The 16,570-nt window shown below is 61.2% G+C and carries 19 protein-coding genes; 13 read left to right on the top strand and 6 right to left on the bottom strand.

Features of this window, described 5'->3' with window-relative positions:
• Positions 1–287: 287 nt before the first annotated feature.
• From ABID58_RS18285 to ABID58_RS18265, 5 genes are read left to right on the top strand one after another with little or no spacing between them, the layout of a single operon-like run.
• Complete coding sequence (locus tag ABID58_RS18285; protein ID WP_354033691.1) at positions 288–899, top strand: DUF1285 domain-containing protein; 612 nt, start codon at positions 288–290, stop codon at positions 897–899.
• Positions 896–1,576: a CoA pyrophosphatase gene (locus tag ABID58_RS18280; protein ID WP_148755629.1), complete on the top strand. Its 681-nt coding sequence runs from the start codon at positions 896–898 to the stop codon at positions 1,574–1,576. Before ABID58_RS18285 ends, ABID58_RS18280 begins: the two co-directional genes overlap by 4 nt.
• Positions 1,573–1,836 carry a DUF6111 family protein gene (locus ABID58_RS18275; RefSeq protein WP_148755630.1) on the top strand — a complete coding sequence of 88 codons (264 nt, stop codon included), beginning with the start codon at positions 1,573–1,575 and terminating at the stop codon, positions 1,834–1,836. The genes ABID58_RS18280 and ABID58_RS18275 overlap by 4 nt, the downstream gene beginning before the upstream one ends.
• Positions 1,837–1,858: 22 nt before the next feature.
• Positions 1,859–3,127, top strand: a complete 1,269-nt coding sequence (locus ABID58_RS18270; RefSeq protein ID WP_354033690.1) for a CCA tRNA nucleotidyltransferase — start codon at positions 1,859–1,861, stop codon at positions 3,125–3,127.
• Positions 3,124–3,894: a sulfite exporter TauE/SafE family protein gene (locus tag ABID58_RS18265; RefSeq protein ID WP_148755632.1), complete on the top strand. Its 771-nt coding sequence runs from the start codon at positions 3,124–3,126 to the stop codon at positions 3,892–3,894. Before ABID58_RS18270 ends, ABID58_RS18265 begins: the two co-directional genes overlap by 4 nt.
• A gap of 51 nt (positions 3,895–3,945) precedes the next feature.
• Here the strand turns inward: ABID58_RS18265 and ABID58_RS18260 are convergent, their stop codons facing one another.
• Entirely contained in the window at positions 3,946–4,767 is an 822-nt protein-coding gene (locus ABID58_RS18260; protein WP_354033688.1) for an outer membrane protein, read from the bottom strand.
• Between the two features lie 207 nt (positions 4,768–4,974).
• Here ABID58_RS18260 and ABID58_RS18255 point away from each other — a divergent pair, with 207 nt between their 5' ends.
• The gene (locus ABID58_RS18255) at positions 4,975–6,048 is read left to right on the top strand and encodes a TauD/TfdA family dioxygenase (RefSeq protein WP_354033686.1); all 1,074 of its coding nucleotides are present in this window, start codon (positions 4,975–4,977) and stop codon (positions 6,046–6,048) included.
• Positions 6,049–6,573: 525 nt separating this feature from the next.
• Here the strand turns inward: ABID58_RS18255 and ABID58_RS18250 are convergent.
• Positions 6,574–6,819, bottom strand: coding sequence for a DUF3551 domain-containing protein (locus ABID58_RS18250; RefSeq protein WP_354033684.1), 246 nt, complete (start codon positions 6,817–6,819; stop codon positions 6,574–6,576).
• An 833-nt stretch (positions 6,820–7,652) separates the two neighbouring features.
• Here ABID58_RS18250 and ABID58_RS18245 point away from each other — a divergent pair.
• The 4 genes from ABID58_RS18245 to ABID58_RS18230 all read left to right on the top strand — a co-directional run bounded on the left by ABID58_RS18245 (position 7,653) and on the right by ABID58_RS18230 (position 10,879).
• Positions 7,653–8,513, top strand: coding sequence for a L,D-transpeptidase (locus ABID58_RS18245; protein WP_354033683.1), 861 nt, complete (start codon positions 7,653–7,655; stop codon positions 8,511–8,513).
• 540 nt (positions 8,514–9,053) lie between these two features.
• Positions 9,054–9,251 (top strand): hypothetical protein, encoded by a 198-nt coding sequence (locus ABID58_RS18240; protein WP_354033682.1) that lies wholly within the window; start codon positions 9,054–9,056, stop codon positions 9,249–9,251.
• A gap of 776 nt (positions 9,252–10,027) precedes the next feature.
• Entirely contained in the window at positions 10,028–10,309 is a 282-nt protein-coding gene (locus ABID58_RS18235; protein ID WP_148750131.1) for a hypothetical protein, read from the top strand.
• 123 nt (positions 10,310–10,432) lie between these two features.
• The gene (locus ABID58_RS18230) at positions 10,433–10,879 is read left to right on the top strand and encodes a methyltransferase family protein (protein WP_354033680.1); all 447 of its coding nucleotides are present in this window, start codon (positions 10,433–10,435) and stop codon (positions 10,877–10,879) included.
• A gap of 183 nt (positions 10,880–11,062) precedes the next feature.
• Here the strand turns inward: ABID58_RS18230 and ABID58_RS18225 are convergent, their stop codons facing one another.
• Genes ABID58_RS18225 through ABID58_RS18215 form a run of 3 tightly spaced genes read right to left on the bottom strand, consistent with a single transcriptional unit; the run spans position 11,063 to position 11,970 of the window.
• Positions 11,063–11,287 (bottom strand): GDCCVxC domain-containing (seleno)protein, encoded by a 225-nt coding sequence (locus ABID58_RS18225; RefSeq protein ID WP_354033679.1) that lies wholly within the window; start codon positions 11,285–11,287, stop codon positions 11,063–11,065.
• Positions 11,288–11,291: 4 nt separating this feature from the next.
• Entirely contained in the window at positions 11,292–11,576 is a 285-nt protein-coding gene (gene merP, locus ABID58_RS18220) for a mercury resistance system periplasmic binding protein MerP (protein WP_354033678.1), read from the bottom strand.
• Between the two features lie 13 nt (positions 11,577–11,589).
• Positions 11,590–11,970 (bottom strand): mercuric transporter MerT family protein, encoded by a 381-nt coding sequence (locus tag ABID58_RS18215; RefSeq protein WP_354033677.1) that lies wholly within the window; start codon positions 11,968–11,970, stop codon positions 11,590–11,592.
• A 51-nt stretch (positions 11,971–12,021) separates the two neighbouring features.
• On the opposite strand from ABID58_RS18215, the gene ABID58_RS18210 reads away from it, so the two are divergent.
• Positions 12,022–12,456, top strand: a complete 435-nt coding sequence (locus tag ABID58_RS18210) for a MerR family transcriptional regulator (protein ID WP_354033676.1) — start codon at positions 12,022–12,024, stop codon at positions 12,454–12,456.
• Positions 12,457–12,651: 195 nt separating this feature from the next.
• Here the strand turns inward: ABID58_RS18210 and ABID58_RS18205 are convergent, their stop codons facing one another.
• Positions 12,652–14,442: an adenylate/guanylate cyclase domain-containing protein gene (locus ABID58_RS18205; protein WP_354033675.1), complete on the bottom strand. Its 1,791-nt coding sequence runs from the start codon at positions 14,440–14,442 to the stop codon at positions 12,652–12,654.
• Between the two features lie 299 nt (positions 14,443–14,741).
• On the opposite strand from ABID58_RS18205, the gene ABID58_RS18200 reads away from it, so the two are divergent.
• Positions 14,742–15,272 carry a DUF2380 domain-containing protein gene (locus ABID58_RS18200; protein WP_354033674.1) on the top strand — a complete coding sequence of 177 codons (531 nt, stop codon included), beginning with the start codon at positions 14,742–14,744 and terminating at the stop codon, positions 15,270–15,272.
• A 234-nt stretch (positions 15,273–15,506) separates the two neighbouring features.
• Positions 15,507–16,484 carry an ABC transporter substrate-binding protein gene (locus ABID58_RS18195; RefSeq protein ID WP_354033673.1) on the top strand — a complete coding sequence of 326 codons (978 nt, stop codon included), beginning with the start codon at positions 15,507–15,509 and terminating at the stop codon, positions 16,482–16,484.
• Positions 16,485–16,570 lie beyond the last annotated feature (86 nt).

Below are 16,570 nucleotides of genomic sequence, written 5' to 3'. Positions count from 1 at the left end.
CTGTCACGCGGCAATCTTGCGTCGTCAGATCATCTGCCGTCACGTGATCTCGTCACGTGATCACATGGGCCCCATGCTAGACTTGCAGGAAGGCCATGTATTCGTTGAATTAACCTATCCCCACCTTATCGGCTTAGGGTTATGTAGGGCATCACGAAGTGGCGACCTCCACACCGGACTAATGCGGGGTGGAACCGCGCACTGATCTGCAACGTAGACTTACAAATCAGACGTGCACCAATCGTGCCAAACGACATACGTGCGAAATGACAAAGTCAGGGCAAACCATGGCGAACCAAGGGCAGAGCGCCGATCGCGGTCTTGAGGGGCTGACTGCCGCCGCCAAAACTGCTGCCAGTGCCGAAGGCGCCAAAAAGGGCCTGCCTCCGGTGCATTTGTGGAATCCGCCGTTTTGTGGCGATCTCGACATCCGAATCGCGTCCGATGGTACTTGGTTCTACATGGGCACGCCAATCGGGCGTCATGCGCTGGTGCGCCTGTTCTCGACCATTCTCAAGCGCGAGGACGACAAGCATTTCCTCGTCACGCCTGTGGAGAAGGTCGGCATCCGCGTCGACGACGCGCCGTTCATGGCGGTCGAGATGCAAAAGAGCGGCGAGGACAACCATCGCGTGCTGAGCTTCCGCACCAATGTCGACGACTGGGTCACCTGCGATGCCGCGCACCGGCTGCGCTTCGAGCAGGCCAGGGACGGCGGGTTGACGCCATACTTGCATGTCCGCGCCGATCTCTGGGCCAAGGTCACCCGCGCGCTCTATTACGATCTGGTTGACATGGGCGAGGAGCGGATGGTCGATGGCCAGCCGATGTTCGGCGTCGAGTCGGCCGGCGAGTTCTTCGCCATGGCCGACGCGGAGCAGGTGAGGGCCGCACTTTGAACAAGCCTATCTCCAGAAGCGAGAAGAGCGAGCCCGTTGCTTTCGGCGCCGCGGATTTCTTCGCCCGCTCCAGGGCGAAGCTCGGCTTCGACGTTCCGCCCGGCCTGTTTGACCCGAACATCATTCCGGCCTCCGGCGATCCCGGCACCGACAAGATGCTCGAGATCGTCGCGCGCGAGCAGCCGGTGCGCCCCGCAGCCGTCCTGATCGCGGTGGTTGACCATCCCGAGCCGACCATCCTGCTGACGCAGCGCTCGACGAACCTCAACGATCACGCCGGCCAGATCGCCTTTCCCGGTGGCAAGATCGACGCGACCGATTCCTCGCCGCTCGACGCCGCGCTGCGCGAGGCCGAGGAGGAGGTCGGGCTGTCCAGAGATTTCGTCGAGCCGATCGGCTATCTCGATCTCTATGGCACCGCGTTCGGCTTCCGCATCCTGCCGACGGTCGCCAGGGTGCGGCCGGGATTTCAGCTCACGATCAACCATTCCGAGGTTGATGACGCATTCGAAGTGCCGCTATCCTTCCTGATGAATCCGGTGAACCACCAGGTGCACAGCAAGGAATTCCGCGGCATGGAGCGGTTTTACTATGCGATGCCGTTTGCAGAGCGCTACATCTGGGGTGCGACGGCCGGAATGCTGCGTGTGCTGTATGAGCGGATCTATTCGTCATGATCCGGCCGGTTCTGACCGAGATCGGAATCTTCCTCATCCCCTTTGCCGTCTATGCGCTGTTCCTGGCCGCCACGCGATCCGGCCTGTTCGTGCAATCGTCGTGGCCGATCACCGTCGTCGCGCGCCTCATCCTGGTGGCGCTGGTGCTTGTCATCGCCGGGTTGATCGGGCTGGCGCATTTCTCCGGCGCCGCACCGAACTCGACCTACATTCCCGCCCACATCGAGCATGGCAAGCTCGTGCCGGGCAGGGACAGCTGAATGGAAAGATAAGGGCCGGACAATGAGCGCGGAGCCGATCCTTGAGCCGGTCCTTGCCGGTGCGCCCTGGCTGACCGCGGGCGGGACCGCGCGCGTCCTGCAACTGCTTAACGCCGATGGCGAGGAGGCGCGCGTGGTCGGCGGTACCGTCCGCAACGCGCTGCTCGGCCTGCCGCCGGGCGATACGGATATCGCGACCACGGCGCGCCCCGACGAGGTGGTCCGGCGCGCGAAGGCTGCCGGCATCAAGTGCGTGCCGACCGGCATCGACCACGGCACCGTCACGCTCGTCATCGATAGCGTGCCTTACGAAGTCACGACGCTGCGCGAGGATACCGAAACGTTCGGCCGCAAGGCCAGGGTCGCCTTCGGCCGCGACTGGGTGAAGGACGCCGAGCGGCGCGACTTCACCATGAACGGCCTGTCGGTCGACGCCAACGGCGTCGTCTACGACTATGTCGGCGGCATCGCGGATGCGAGAGCGCGGCGCGTGCGCTTCATCGGCGACGCCGACCAGCGCATCGCCGAGGATTACTTGCGCATCCTGCGCTTCTTCCGCATCCATGCCGCGTTCGGCGCCGGCGAGCCCGACCGCGACGGCTATCTCGCCTGCATCCGCGGGCGCGCTGGCCTTGCGGCCCTGTCGGCCGAGCGCGTGCGCATGGAGATGCTGAAATTGCTGGTGGCGGGCGGCGCATCCGCAGCCACGCTGGCGATGGCCGATGCCGGATTGCTGCAAACGCTGACCGGTGGTGTCGCCTATGCCGGGCCACTGACGGCGATGATCGCGATCGAGCAAGAGCTGCGCTTGCCGCCAAGCGTAACGCGCCGTCTCGCCGCGCTGACGGTGGCCGTGACCGAAGACGCCAAGCGTGTCGCCATGCGCTTGAGGCTCTCCAATGCCGAGGCCAAGGCGCTGGATTCGATGGGCCATCGCTGGTGGCGCTTCGCCACCAAGAACGAGGCCAATGCGCGGCGGCTCCTCTACCGGCTGGGGCCCGAGCGTTATCACGACCGTGTCTTGCTGGGCTGGGCGAGGGCCGGCGGCGACGTGACGTCGCCGCATTGGCGCGCGCTCGCGGAGTTGCCGCAGCGCTGGACTGCGCCGAAATTCCCGCTGAAAGCCGCCGACTTCATCGCGCGCGGCATGGCGGAAGGACCAGCGCTCGGACATGTGTTGACATTGGCCGAGGACGCTTGGCTTGCGGCGGATTTTCCACTAGAGGAAACCGCACTCGCTTCCATCGCCGATCAAGCTGCGGCACGCATCAGCCGCGATGAGAGAACGTGACCATCGTCTCAGGCTTCGCCGACATCTCGATGTTTCAGCTTCTGCTGGTCGCGTTGATGGCGTTGTTTGCCTCGATCATCGGTGGTCTCGCCGGGTACGGCACCGGCGCGTTGATGCCGCTGGTGCTGGTGCCGCTGGTCGGTGCCGAGCCGGTGGTGCCGATCATCGCGATCTCCGCACTCTTCACCAATTCCAGCCGTGCGGTCGCCTATCTCCGCTATGCCGATCGCCGCCGTGCGCTGATCGTGCTGGCCTGCGCGGCGCTGACCACCGCGCTCGGCGCCTACGGCTATACACGCCTCACCAATGCCGGAGCTGCACTCGTGATCGGCACCATGCTGATCCTGAGCGTGCCGCTGCGCCGTGTGCTGCGCCGCCGCGAGGTCAAGATCGGCGACACCGGTCTCGCCGCAGGCTCCGTCGGCTACGGCGTGCTGGTCGGCGGCACGTCAGGCTCGGGCGTGATCCTGCTCTCGCTCTTGATGGCCGCGGGTCTCGAAGGCGCCGCCGTGATCGCGACCGATGCGATGATCTCGCTCGGCACCGGTCTGATCAAGATCTCGGTGTTCGGCCTCGCCGGCGCCGTCACCGCGCAGGTGCTCGCCTTCGCGCTCCTGATCGGCGGCATCGCCATCCCCGGCGCGTTCATGGCAAAGGCCTTCGTGGAGCGGATGCCGGTGCACATCCACACCGCGATCCTCGATGTCGCCGTGATCACCGGCGGGCTGGTGATGATCTCGGCGGCGGCGAGGCAGCTGGTCACGTAGATGGCCGGCCCGATTGGCGTTCGTGCAGCGGCGACGACGTCCCGTTCATCTCTAGAAGTTGTAGTTCAGGCCGACGCGCACCAGATTGCCGTTATTACGAAATCGGTACGTGATCGTATTGCCGGCATCGCCCGGAACCGGGGCGTAATCCAGGGTGAGGTTTTGCGTGCCAAGATCGTAGTAGAGGTATTCGAACTTGGCCCTCCAGTTGTTGGCAAATGCGTATTCCAGGCCGCCGCCCGCCGTCCACCCGACGCGAACCGCCGCCGAGCTGGCGCTGATCAAAAACGGGCCAGCGCCGTCTGGCACGCCAATGGTATAGATGCTGTCATCGACCTTGCCATAGGCCAGGCCGCCGGTCACGAACGCAAGCAGCCTGTTGTTCAGGGTTGTGAACCCGAGGCGACCGCGTACGGTCCCGAGCCAGCCCAGCTTTTGTGTCGCGGATTCGGTATTGGCGTCGATGATGCCGCCGCCGATGAAAGGGGTCGCCGGGAACACGCGCGTGTCGGTCTTCTTCAGGCCGCTGTAGTTGATGTCGGCTTCAATACCTGCGACCCAATTTGACCCGAATTGGAAATTGTATCCAACCTGACCCCCGCCGGTGAAAGCGGTATTGCCGACGTCGAAGCTCGGAAATTGGCCAACGGCCTGGCGCCCGGAAAAGTCAACGCCGGTGGTCGTGAATGACACGGGGTCCGCCCGCCGGTCGCTCCATATGACGCCCACGTTCCCGCCCAGGTAGAACCCGGACCAGCTGTAGGCGACCGGTGCCGCTCCCGCAGGCGCCTTGTACACAGGCGCGAGATCGGCCGCGTTGGCCGAACCAGCGATCAAAATCGTGGCGATAGCAGCAGGAACCCACGTCTGCACGGACCATCTCCCGTTACCCCGTGGGCTTATCTAACCACAAGCACGGGACGATACCTGTGCACTTCAGGCAACACCTTGTGAAATAGTGCAATCCCCTCTCGGTGAGCGGGCCGCCCCTTGCTCGGGTGTATGGTGCGGTTGAAGGATTGAGCTGCGAAATTGAAGTTCCGACGTCTTACCTGGCGATCAATCTCAGGAGCCACCACGATGAATGCGGTCTCAGCGCCCGACAGGATCAATCGCCCTCCAGGGAAAATCGATATCCCGTCGGCCTGGCGAGGCGCCGAGATGAAGGCCAATCCTGATCGATGGCTGATATCGCTTGCGGCCAGCGAGATCACGGAGCTTGAGAACGCGGCTGAATCCTATCTCGGCAGGAGCAAGAAAATCGCCGAGATCACGAAGGACAGCTTTCCGCTTCCTCACTTCGGCGCGCATCTGGAAGGGCTCAAGACAAGGCTCCTGGCCGGCCTCGGCTTCGAGGTCATCCGCGGCCTCCCGGTGGCAAACTACAGCCAGGAGTTTGCCGCCACGATATTCTGCGGGGTCGGCGCGCATCTGGGGTCGGCGCGGTCCCAGAATGCGGCGGGTCACATTCTCGGTCACGTCCGTGACACCGGCGCCGATGCCAGGGATCCGAACACCCGGATTTATCAGACGTCGGAACGGCAAACGTTCCACACGGATTCCTCCGACGTGGTGGGGCTGTTATGCATTCGCGAAGCCATGGAGGGAGGCGATTCTCTCCTCGTCAGCACGTCGACCATCTACAACGAGATGCTCGAGAGGCGTCCCGACCTTGCCGCGCTCCTGTTTGATCCCATCGCGACCGACCGGCGCGGCGAGGTGCCCGAGAACGAAAAGCCGTATCTCGAGATCCCGGTGCTGAATTGGCACGCGGGATTCCTGACCGGGTTCTATCAGCGCCAGTATATCGACAGTGCGCAGCGCTTTGCCGATGCGCCGAGACTGACACCGGCTCACGTCGAGGCGCTCGATCTGTTCGACGCGCTCGCGAATGATACCACGCTGCATTTTGGCATGCGGCTTCAGCCGGGTGACATGCAGTTCGTCTACAATCATGCCTTGCTGCATGACCGGACCGGATTTCGTGATTGGCCCGATACAAGCCAGAAGCGTCATCTGCTGCGCCTCTGGCTCAGCATGGAAGGGGACCGGCCGCTGCCCGATTGCTTCAAGCAGCGCTATGGTTCGATCGAGATCGGCAACCGTGGCGGCATCATCACCAAGGGTGCCAGTCTGAACGTGCCGTTGGATTGATGGTCGAAGTCAGACGACGTCGCTCGCCCCAAGCATTACGGGCTGTGCACGGTGGCCAGAAATCGCTCCTTTTCGCCAGGCGCATAACCCTGACAAGCGCCGTAATACGGTTCAGGCTTGTCACAGGAGGGGATGGACCGGAATTGGGCCGGCGGCGGCGGTGGCGCGTAGGCAAAGCTCGAAGCGGGATCTGGTGCGAACATGCCCTGTTGGGAGTGAACGACAGCGTGCCGGTGGGCGTGATGTACCGGCGCCGCGTTCGCAACGCCGCACAGGGCGCTCAAGAGGCTCAAGGCCAAAATGGAACGCATCGCTTTTCTCCAGCTGCCCCTCGCTCCGTACGTAACGCTCGGCCGCTGAGCCCCAAGGGATAACGGCTTCACGACTGCTCACATCCCCGGCATCATGACCGAAGGGACCAGTCTGGACGTACCGTTGGATTGACGTCCGCGCGTACGCGGTTGCGGGCAGAGAAGCGGACATTAGGGGAGCCGGAGCCGAGCACTCCGATCAGCGTTGCCGTGATCAGCGCGTCCGGGGCGTCCGGGGCGGAGCCGGCTGCTGCAGCTTGAACCGCACGCGTGGGTTGACATCGCAATAGGTGTTCCACCGCCCGGACGCCGAGGCCAGGCACTGTTCTCGCGTCACATACATGCACTCGCCGGGAGCGCCGAGCTCGCCGCCAAAGACGCACCAGGGATAGTCACGCTCTGCGTGCGCTGCGGGAGCAAGCCCCGCGACCATGAAGACAACCAGCGCGGCGATCCGCATGAGATACTCCATCAGTCAGCCGAACGGCGATCGCCGGTGGCTGAATGTGGCTAACGAATTGTCGCCCCAGCCGCAAGGATCAATCCGGCGTTACACGACATCGTTCCTGACGAATTGCGAAAGCTTATCATCAGCCTTTAGGAACGTCCGCATGTAGCTTCGGTTGACGGCCACAACGTCAAACGGAGTTGAAGAATGCGAAAGACGATTTTCTCAATGGCCATGTGCGCGTTGCTCGCCGGTGCGTCGATCGGCTTCGCCCACGCCCAGGCGGGCGGCGGCAGTGCAGGTGGAGGAGCGGGTGCGGGCGCCGGAGGAGCCGGTGCAGGTGCGGCCGCTGGAACAGGCGCCGCTGGCGTGGGAGGGGCCGGGTCCGCGGCCGGTAACGGATCGGGCAGCGGCACAACCGGCATGGGCGGCGGCGCTGGCAGTGCCGGGGCCGGATCCGATGGAGGCACCAACAGCGGCCAGGGCGGGCCCCAGACGCTTCGTCCCGGCAGGAGCAACGATCCCACCGGTCGCTGACATCCTCGCCGCGTGATCTGACAAGAAAAAGGAGGCTGCCGAGTCGCGCTCGGCAGCTTCTTTCCTATGAGGGCGTCTTCAGATTGTTCGGACCGCCCCACCGGACATCCGCACGCGCATCTTGCAGTCCGTCAGAAGCGCGTCGTCCACCTCGCTCCCTCGCTATGGAGCGGGACCGTCAAGTCGTGTTCGATCGGACAAGAGTTGCCGTTAACGGCGCTTAACGGTTCCAGTCTGAGCGGAATCGCTTCGAGGTTTGTTAAAATTTGCTGGGTACGTCTTCCAGGCAGTGATCTGGGGGGAAAGATATGAGCAGGCGGGCCAAACGTGGAAAGGCAGAGACACTTGCACTCCCAATGGTCGGCCGAGTTGCAATCGGCGCCGTGGCCGCCGCCGCATTGGGGTACAGCTTGCTGTCTCGCCCGGCGAGCGTGCCACCGATACGAAAACCGTCCGCGCACCAGGCCCTGGCGTCGTCAACTCCGGTTTACGTGTCAACGCCGGTTCATGCATCAGCGCCGGCTCCGGCTCCGATTCCTGCTCCGGCGCCTCCGGTCGAACCACCAAAGGCCGCCGATGGTCCCGGAGCCTTTGTTCGGCAGGTGGTTGACTACGCCAGCCACCAGACGCCGGGCACCGTGATCATCGATACCAAGAACACATTCCTTTATTTCGTCCTGAACGACGCACAAGCGATGCGCTACGGCATCGGTGTTGGCCGCGAAGGTTTCGCATGGTCCGGTGAGCAGACCGTGGCGCGTAAGACGGAATGGCCGGATTGGCGTCCGCCTGCAGAGATGGTTGTGCGTCAGCCTTATCTGCCGCGATTTATGGCAGGCGGTCCCGGCAACCCGCTCGGCGCCCGGGCGATGTATCTGGGCGAGACCGAGTATAGAATTCACGGCACCAACAAGCCCGACACGATCGGGAAGCGGGTTTCGTCCGGCTGTATCCGGCTGACCAACGAGGACGTCGCGGATCTTTACGAGCGGGTGAAAGTCGGAGCGAAGGTGATCGTGCTTCCGGCAAATGCTGCCCGTCGACCATCCCAGGAAGCGCCGCCCGACGCCGCGCTCCGATCGCCAGACCCGGCATCGCCATCGAACCGGCCCGCGGCAACGAACGCGCAGATGCTGTCATCTGGACCGAAGATCGCCGAGGCCCGGTAACTCAATCCCTCTTCCCCGGTCTGCAACTAATCCGAAGCGGTCAAGCCGATGTTTATCTAAAATTGAGCATCTGCGGCGCGATCGTTTGACATGCAGCGTACACGCAACCAAACGATGATGTAAGCCGCGTGTGAGGTCGCGAGGAAGGTCGGTAAATGGGTTTGGCGCTTCTAACCCTTGCGGTCGGGATCATCGCCCTCTTCGCGGCATTGGCATTCTTGCTGCTACGAGCGCCCATTGCTGCCGACAGCTCAACAAGCGAGCAAGCAATAGCTCCGGTCGAAGCAAGCTCGACCTCCCCGAGGCCGGGTGGCGCTGGTTATACGTTGATCGCTGCTGCGGGCATTGGGATCCTTTGGTTTTTTGTTTGGAAGCTGACAGCAATCACGCTGCAGTACCTGTTTGTGAGCGGAAGCTCGTCGCGAGCGTTTCCAATAGTGCCCCTGTCTTTCGCGATTTCTATAGCGGCGATGTGCGCAGTGGTTCTACTTGCACGTCACGTCAACAAATGGCCTAACTCATGACCGACGGCGAACGCTGATGCAGCGCGCGATGATGGGTATAGGCTTGGCGCTCGCACTGCTTGTAGGTCTCTATTTCTACGGATCGCCGCAATACAGAGAACTGAAGAATGCGTGCATTGAAACCGGCATGGACCATTCGGATGCTCCATCGGACGATGATCTGCACCGCTTGTGGATGGCTTGCCGCAAGATAGGCTTTGGCGCTCCATTATGAAACGAGGCAGGCGGATAAGGTCGGCTTGTGGCCCGTTTGAGACGTGCCCACCAGCTCCGAGAATGTCCGTTCACCCGGATAGACCCGAAGCTCGTAGGGTGGGTTGAGCCCTTGCGAAACCCATTGCTGTCTTCTGTCGTCATCTCATCATGACTGGTTATCCTCGTAACCTTTGTCCCGGGTGGCAGCTTCTTCTTCAGCGCATGACCGTGAAAATGGTGAGAGACGATGGGTATCGCTGCGCTCCACCCATCCTACGCGCTGAGGGTGAGCGTCACGCGCTTGCGGATAGATAGCTGGCTCAAGGTTGTGTCATATCTGCCGAGCAACCGACAAAATGGGGCGCTCAATGGATCGCTTGCCGTATCTTCTCAATTTGGTTTGGATATATCCGCTGAGCTTCGGTCCGACCCTGCTCTGGAAACCCTTTTGCTATGTTTGCTCTGTGGTGCTGGGTGCCACCTATGTCGGGATATTCATCTCGGTCGGCCTCTTGCGCTGGAGAGGGCTCCCACTCAATGCAACCGCTGGCGAATACAATGAGCGAGTTAGGTTTCTGCGCAATGAGGTGACACGGGTTTCGACCGATGATGATGTCGCTTCTGGTTGACGACCTCCAACGACTGCTTCTGGCCCGTTTGAGATGTGCCCATCAGCTCCGAGAATGTCCGTTCACCCGGATAGACCCGAAGCCGCCATGGTCCGGCCAAACCGACGCGAATGACCCGAAACGGAAACCGCGGCCCCGTGAGGCCAAGTGAGCGATTGAAGCAATTTTGAACGTTCTTGGTAGTGAGAAGAACGGCAAATCTGGTATTGTCGTGGCCCATCAGCGAGGCAATACGCTCATGTTCAAGGTGCTGGACTGGTTTAGATCGCACCCCGTACTGATCGGCCCCGCTCTGCTGCTGACGTCAATCGCGGCGGTTCTGTATTTGTTTATTGACCCCATGACCGCCCTGTTTGTCGCGGTCGTTTCTCTTGCCGCTGGTTTCGCCGCGCTGGTTGACCCAAAGACATACTCCCGTAAGCCTCCAACCGGAACGCACCAGCGTTGAGTGATCTCGGAAGTTCGCTTCTGGCAGAGCCGTGACGTTGGAGTGATTGGAATTACGGAGCACCGTGATAGCCCTTGTGGTGAATGAGATATTGTCGGACCGTCCGGTTCAGGTGGCTCAATCATGCTCAAGCTCGCTCCGCCAGTTTGGACGTTGATCTTTATCCTGCTCTGCGTCGCGCTGAGCTGGTTACTGCACTGGCCGGCAATTCCCGGCCTGCCGTTGCCGGCGCTGGGACTAGTGTTGGTCGGACTTGCGTTCATCCCGCCCGTCCTGGCTTTCCTCCTGTTCCGGAGCGAGGATACCGAAATCAATCCGGTGTCGCCGACCAACCGCAAACTCGTCACGCGTGGTCCCTACCGGTTCACCCGCAACCCGATGTATTTGGGCCTCGTCACTCTCGCTCTCGGCATTGCAATATGGATCGGCGCCTGGCCGATGTTCATGGCGCCCGTTGCCGTCTTCGCGACCGTCAATTGGGTCCACATCCCGTTCGAGGAGGCCAAGATGCGCCGCCAGTTCGGCACGGCCTATGATGACTATGTCGGGCGGGTGCGGCGCTGGCTGTGAGACGCCGGCGTGGGCGTACGTGCGCAGTGAGCGGATATCCTCAAGCCGGAATTGCGGTGCAGTCCAGCACTGACGCCGTAATCGTGTCACCGTAATCTTGGGCATCCACCACGCCAGCAAGCTGGTGTGCACGCTGCCGAGCCAGTCGCGAGTGGTTTGGGTCGGCGCGTTGGTCATCGCCTGTTACGCACAGCAGGAGGCCGCATCCGGTTCACCGGAGCGTACCGCCTGGATCGGCGGACACGGCACCGAGCCGTAGGAGCAGAACACGCAGCAATCGCCCGACTTCGGCTTTAGCTTTGTGCCGCAGCCGGTGCATTCATAGAAGAACTGGCAGGCATCGGTCGGCATGGTCTCCGATTTCGCGGCGGCGCATTGCGGACAGGTGATGGTCGATTGAAGCAGCATCGGATCAGCTCCGGGGCGCGGACGGATAACCCGCCTTCGTGGTCGCCCATGTCAGTTGGTCCACATTGGCCTTGGCGTCGTCATAGATGACCGTTGCCGTCCTGTCCTTGAAAGACACAGCAACCTTGGCAACGCCGGGCACGGCTTTCAGGCTACCTTTGACGATGGAGGGGCAGGCCGCGCAATCCATATTGTTCACGGCCAAGGTGATCGTCTTGTCGGCGGCCATCGCTGCTGGCGAGGCGATGATGGTGGCGGCACAGGCCGCGAGCGCGAGGATCTTGTTCATTGGGAATCTCCAGTTACGAGTTGAGAACGAGCGGTGCGATGAAGTCGAGGGCCAGCGCGGCGACGACGAGAATGGTTGCGAGGATGAGGCCCGCTTTGACGAGACGATTTGGCAACGGGCACGCGCAGGCCTCGCCATCGGCGCAGGCGCGCGTTGAGGATCGGTAGACCAGCCAATAGCCGTACCCGAGGAACGCGAGCGTCGCGGTGAGGAAGTACGGCTGGTAGGGGGCAAGCCGAGTGAAGTTCCCGATCCATGCTCCGCTGACCCCAAGACCGAACAGGGCGAGGGGCAAGATGCAACACGACGAAGCCGCGAGGGCCCCAACAAGGCCGCCGGTCGCCATGAGGGTTTGCCGCCGATTATCGGCGATGTGATCAGCTTGCTTGATCATGATGGGCTAAACCATGCATCCTGTAGCGACTACAGGATCAAGGACTATTTCATGCGCACCATCACGCCTTCGGGAGCCGAAAGCATCTCAATTGGTGAGCTGTCCAGGGATAGCGGCGTGAACATTGAGACCATCCGCTATTACGAGCGGATCAAAATGTTGCCGGCGCCGCCCCGAACCGCAAGCGGTCGACGGGCATACGGACCAGCCGAAAAACGCACATTGGCTTTCATCCGGCGTTCCCGCGACCTCGGATTCACTCTCGAGGAGATTCGCGCCTTGCTGGTCTTAGGAGGGCCGGAGCGCGCTTCGTGTGCCGATGTGCACAAGATTGCCAGCACGCATCTGGCGAACGTTCGCAATAAACTCTCGGATCTTGTCAAGCTTGAAGCCATCTTGGCAGAAACGGTCGCGCAATGCTCCGACGGTGCTACGCCCGACTGCCCGGTGCTCGACATTCTCGATGCCGGCAGGCAGAGCGCCTAGGCTCGGCCGATGTTTGACGCGCGTCGGGCTGCGCAAGTCCGATGGCCCATCAGCGAAGTAGCGGCGCACCTTGTTGAGGTCCGCTTGTTGAGGCATGGCGGACTAGATTTGCTCACGTTGAGTTCTTCGCATTTTGACCCAAAGCGGGCGTAGGGCAGGAACGCGCTGAAGTCGGCTTCTGACCGGAAGCGCCCATCACCCTTCCGGCACGCCAGCGAGGCGAAAGCCTTCACACGTGCGCTTGAGCCCGGCAAGAAAAGCCGGGTTGTCACTTTGTTGAGCAGCGACAAAACGACGGATGGTGAAACCTGAGTTGAGCGCAAGTCCCGTTCTCGCAGCAGTTCGCGCCTCATCGAGCGCGCCGGTCAGGCCCAACGCTGCGGCGAGCGACAAATGAGCGATAGGAAAGTTGCGGTTCGCCTCAGTGCTTTGTCGTAGCCAATTGACGGCTTCGACGTCCAAAACAAGCTGTAGCTTCGCCACGCCCACAAAACACGTCCACTGGTAGGCTTCAACGTCGCGAGGGGAGAGACGTAAAGCCTCGCGTATATGGCCTTCGGTCTCGGCAGCGCGACCCAAATAGAATTTGGCAAAACCAAGGGCGGCATGAGAGTTGGCCCTATTCGAGTCCAGCGCCAACGCATGCTCGAATTCACGGATGCCTTGGGCGGCCCGGTTCGTAAAGATCTGGACCCAACCCCGCGCCGAGTGGGCTGAAGTATAGTTCGGCCTGATCGACAATGCCTTATTCACCATCGCCTCAGCCGCTGCAAACCGCGCAGGCCCATCATCCGTGGTAAAGCTGGACCCAATTGCCGTATCAACAGTCGCCAGGCCAATCATTGCTTCGACGTTGCCGGGGTCGAACTCCAGAGCGCGTTCGAAGAGACTCCGCGCCTGCGTTACGTCTTCAGGGCTAAACCCCTTCATCAACCAGGCCCGGCCCTGGAAGTACAAGTCCATCGCATCGGGATGCAGCGTACGCTCGGCTCGTCGCGCCTCAGCCACGATGAGCTGCGCACCTAATGTATTGGCGAGCCTCGATACGATTTCGTCCTGCATGTCGAACAGGTTGACGACAGGTTTCTCGAAGCGCTCGGCCCAAAGATGCTGGCCGCTCCTGGCATCGATCAACTGCACGTTCATCCGAAGCCGCTTGCCACTGCGTTGCACTGAACCTTCGAATACGTAGCGAACGTTTAATTCGCGGCCGACTTGCCGTACATCGACTGGTCTACCCTTGTATGAGACGGCACTGTCGCCTGCGATTACAAATGAACCACTGATGCGCGACAAGTCCGTGGTCAAACTCTCGGTTACACCATCGACAAAGTAATCCTGCTCGGGGTCACCACTGAGGTTGACGAAAGGCAGCACGACGATTGAAAGACGCGGCGTTGAAAGCGGGCCCTGGCTTGCGCGTTCAACCTGTGTCGCGGAGCTTGGCCCATCCCGGACCACTGCATAAGTCCGGACCGGAAGGGCGATGTTTTTGAGGTTCTGCTCGCCCAAATCAGCGAACTCAACGCCGATTTTACCTCTGACGTGATCATGCACGGAAGACGAGATGCAGATACCACCTGGCTCTGCGATGCTTTCAAGCCGCGCCGCAATGTTCACACCGTCCCCAAAAATGTCATGCGGCTCAACTATTACGTCGCCTATATTGATCCCCGCCCGAAAGGCAATGCGATCGTCTTTGGCCTCGTCGATCGTAAGTTCGTGAGTCCGGGTCTGGAACTGCATCGCAGCTCTAACCGCCTCTACCGCGCTGGCGAACTCCGCCAAAAACCCATCGCCTGTGTTCTTCACGACGCGGCCACCGTGCTCGGCGATTGCTGGGTATACAGCCTCCATTAGGAGCGTCATTAGTTTGGCATGCGTACCCTCCTCGTCATGGTGCATGAGCCGCGAATAGCCCGCCACGTCGGCGGCCAAAATCGCCGACAATCTGCGCTCGACCCGCGACGGCCGCTCTTGCGCCATGAATACAGACCTTTCGACCTGCACGTTCTACGACAAATCCGGCTGCCGCGCCACGACCACTCAATCGAGTTCCCGAAGAAGGCAATAGTAGCGGCTTGATCAATCGGAATGGCCTCCAATCGGTTGCCCGTTCAGCCCAAAATCCGGGCGCGCGCCTAAGAAAAGCTTTGCCCATTGCTCGCCGTCGCAGACCGCCGCGCTGCCATGGACGGCCGCGTAGCGTTACCAAGGATTAATTTCTTCGACGGGAGACGGAAAGAAACGATCTGCTAAGATGGATTCGGCGGAGGAGCATCGCTATGCGCCGCAGCTCAATCCTGCACGCTGTTTCCGCAGCCGCTCTGTTCCTGGGATCCAGCCTCATCTCGGAAGCATCCGCCGAGACCCCCGGCCACGCCCTGGCTGTCTCCGTCGACGATTTCAAATATAAAGACACGTCGAACGAGCCAACCGATCAGACGGCCGTGCATGAAAAGCGATTGCGGGTCTTCATGACCGCGCTGCGGGACGATGTCACGGCGGACCACCGTTTTGAGCTTGTGCCGTCCTCCTGCGCTTCAAATTGTCCGACCGATGGACCGACGTTGCGCGATCGGCTGCGCGCGGCGTCACAGGACGGCGCACAGATCCTGATCATCGGCGGCTTTCATAAGATGAGCACGCTGGTGCAGTTTGCGCAGACCGTTGCTATCGATACAAAATCCCAGCGCATCCTGTTTAGGAAATACTTCCAGTTCCGCGGCGACAACGACGAGGCATGGCAGCGGGTGGAGCGCTTTGTATCGGAGGAGGTTCGCGACCGGCTGCTTGAAAGCACATCGCAGCAATAGACTGTGCATGGCACCGTTAGTCCGCTTCTGGCCCATCAGCGAAGTAGCGGCGCACCTCGTCGAGGTCCGCTGAGTGAGGCATGGCGGACTAGATTTGCGCAGGTCGAGTATTTCGCATTTTGACCCATTCGGACATCGGACCCTGTCAGCGCCTGAGCTGAGAGCCATGGATGGTTGCCCCAGCACCTGGGCTGCGATAGGCGTTTCGCGAGGCCTTTATTCCGCGGGGTTAACATGAGACGACGCGATTTCGTAGCCGGCCTTGGCGCCGCAGTGTTGCCTTTACCGGCGTGCGCTCAATCAAAGAACGATCATATCGCCCGCGTCGCATACTTAGGCGTTGGGAGCCCGGGCGCCTTCGATCCTCGGCAGATCGCAGGGTTCAAACAAGGTCTGCTCGAGAATGGCCTCGTCGAGGGCAGAACGATTGAGGTTGATTACCTGTGGGGCGAAGGCGATCCAAACCGCGTCAAAGAGCTGGCAGCAGCTCTCGGACAGCGCGATCTCGACGTCATCATCACTGCCGGCTCAGAGGCGACACTTGCGCTCATGGCCACTGGAACCAAGACGCCCATCGTATTTGCAATCATCAGTGATCCGATTGGGACGGGAGTCGTTCAGAGCCTCAGCCGACCGGGCGGCAATGTCACCGGCTTGGCGATGTCTGGCACAGATTTGGAAGCCAAACGGGTGGAAGTGCTGAAGGAGGCTGTACCAGCAGCTACAAGGATCATGGTCCTGCACGACCCGAAGGTAGGGCAGGCCGGAGTGGCTGAAGTACAGGCGACTGCGCGTGCGCTCAAGCTTGAACCAATGATCGTACAGGTCGCTGATCCCGGCGAATTTGACGGTGCATTCGCGCACGCGAAGGAACAAGGCGCGGATGCGCTTGTAACGATGGCATCTCCCTTCCTGAACTATAATCGCAAGCGACTGATCGAGTTGGCAGGACGCTATCGATTGGCATCGATTTGGTATGGCGCTGCCTTCGTCAGAGAGGGAGGGCTGCTATCGTACGGTCCGAGCTTTCCGGATATGTACCGCCGGTCGGCCGGCTACGTGGCAAAAATTATCGGGGGCGCAAAGCCCGCCGACATCCCGGTTGAACAACCTGTAAAGTTTGAGATGGTCATAAATCTCAAGACCTCAAAGGCGCTCGGGCTCGAAATTCCAGCGGTGCTGATCGCTCGCGCCGACGAGGTGATCGAATAGCAGGCCATATCAGCAGATGCCCTTCCGCGACATCCAGCGATGTCCGCTCTTCGCCGTTGCTGGCAGAGAAGCGGACATCGGGGCGG

Source organism: Bradyrhizobium sp. S3.2.6 (genome assembly GCF_040546885.1).
GTDB lineage: Bacteria > Pseudomonadota > Alphaproteobacteria > Rhizobiales > Xanthobacteraceae > Bradyrhizobium > Bradyrhizobium cytisi.
The sequence above is the reverse complement of the archived record's forward strand: the minus strand, read 5'-3'. Positions and strand labels throughout refer to the sequence as shown.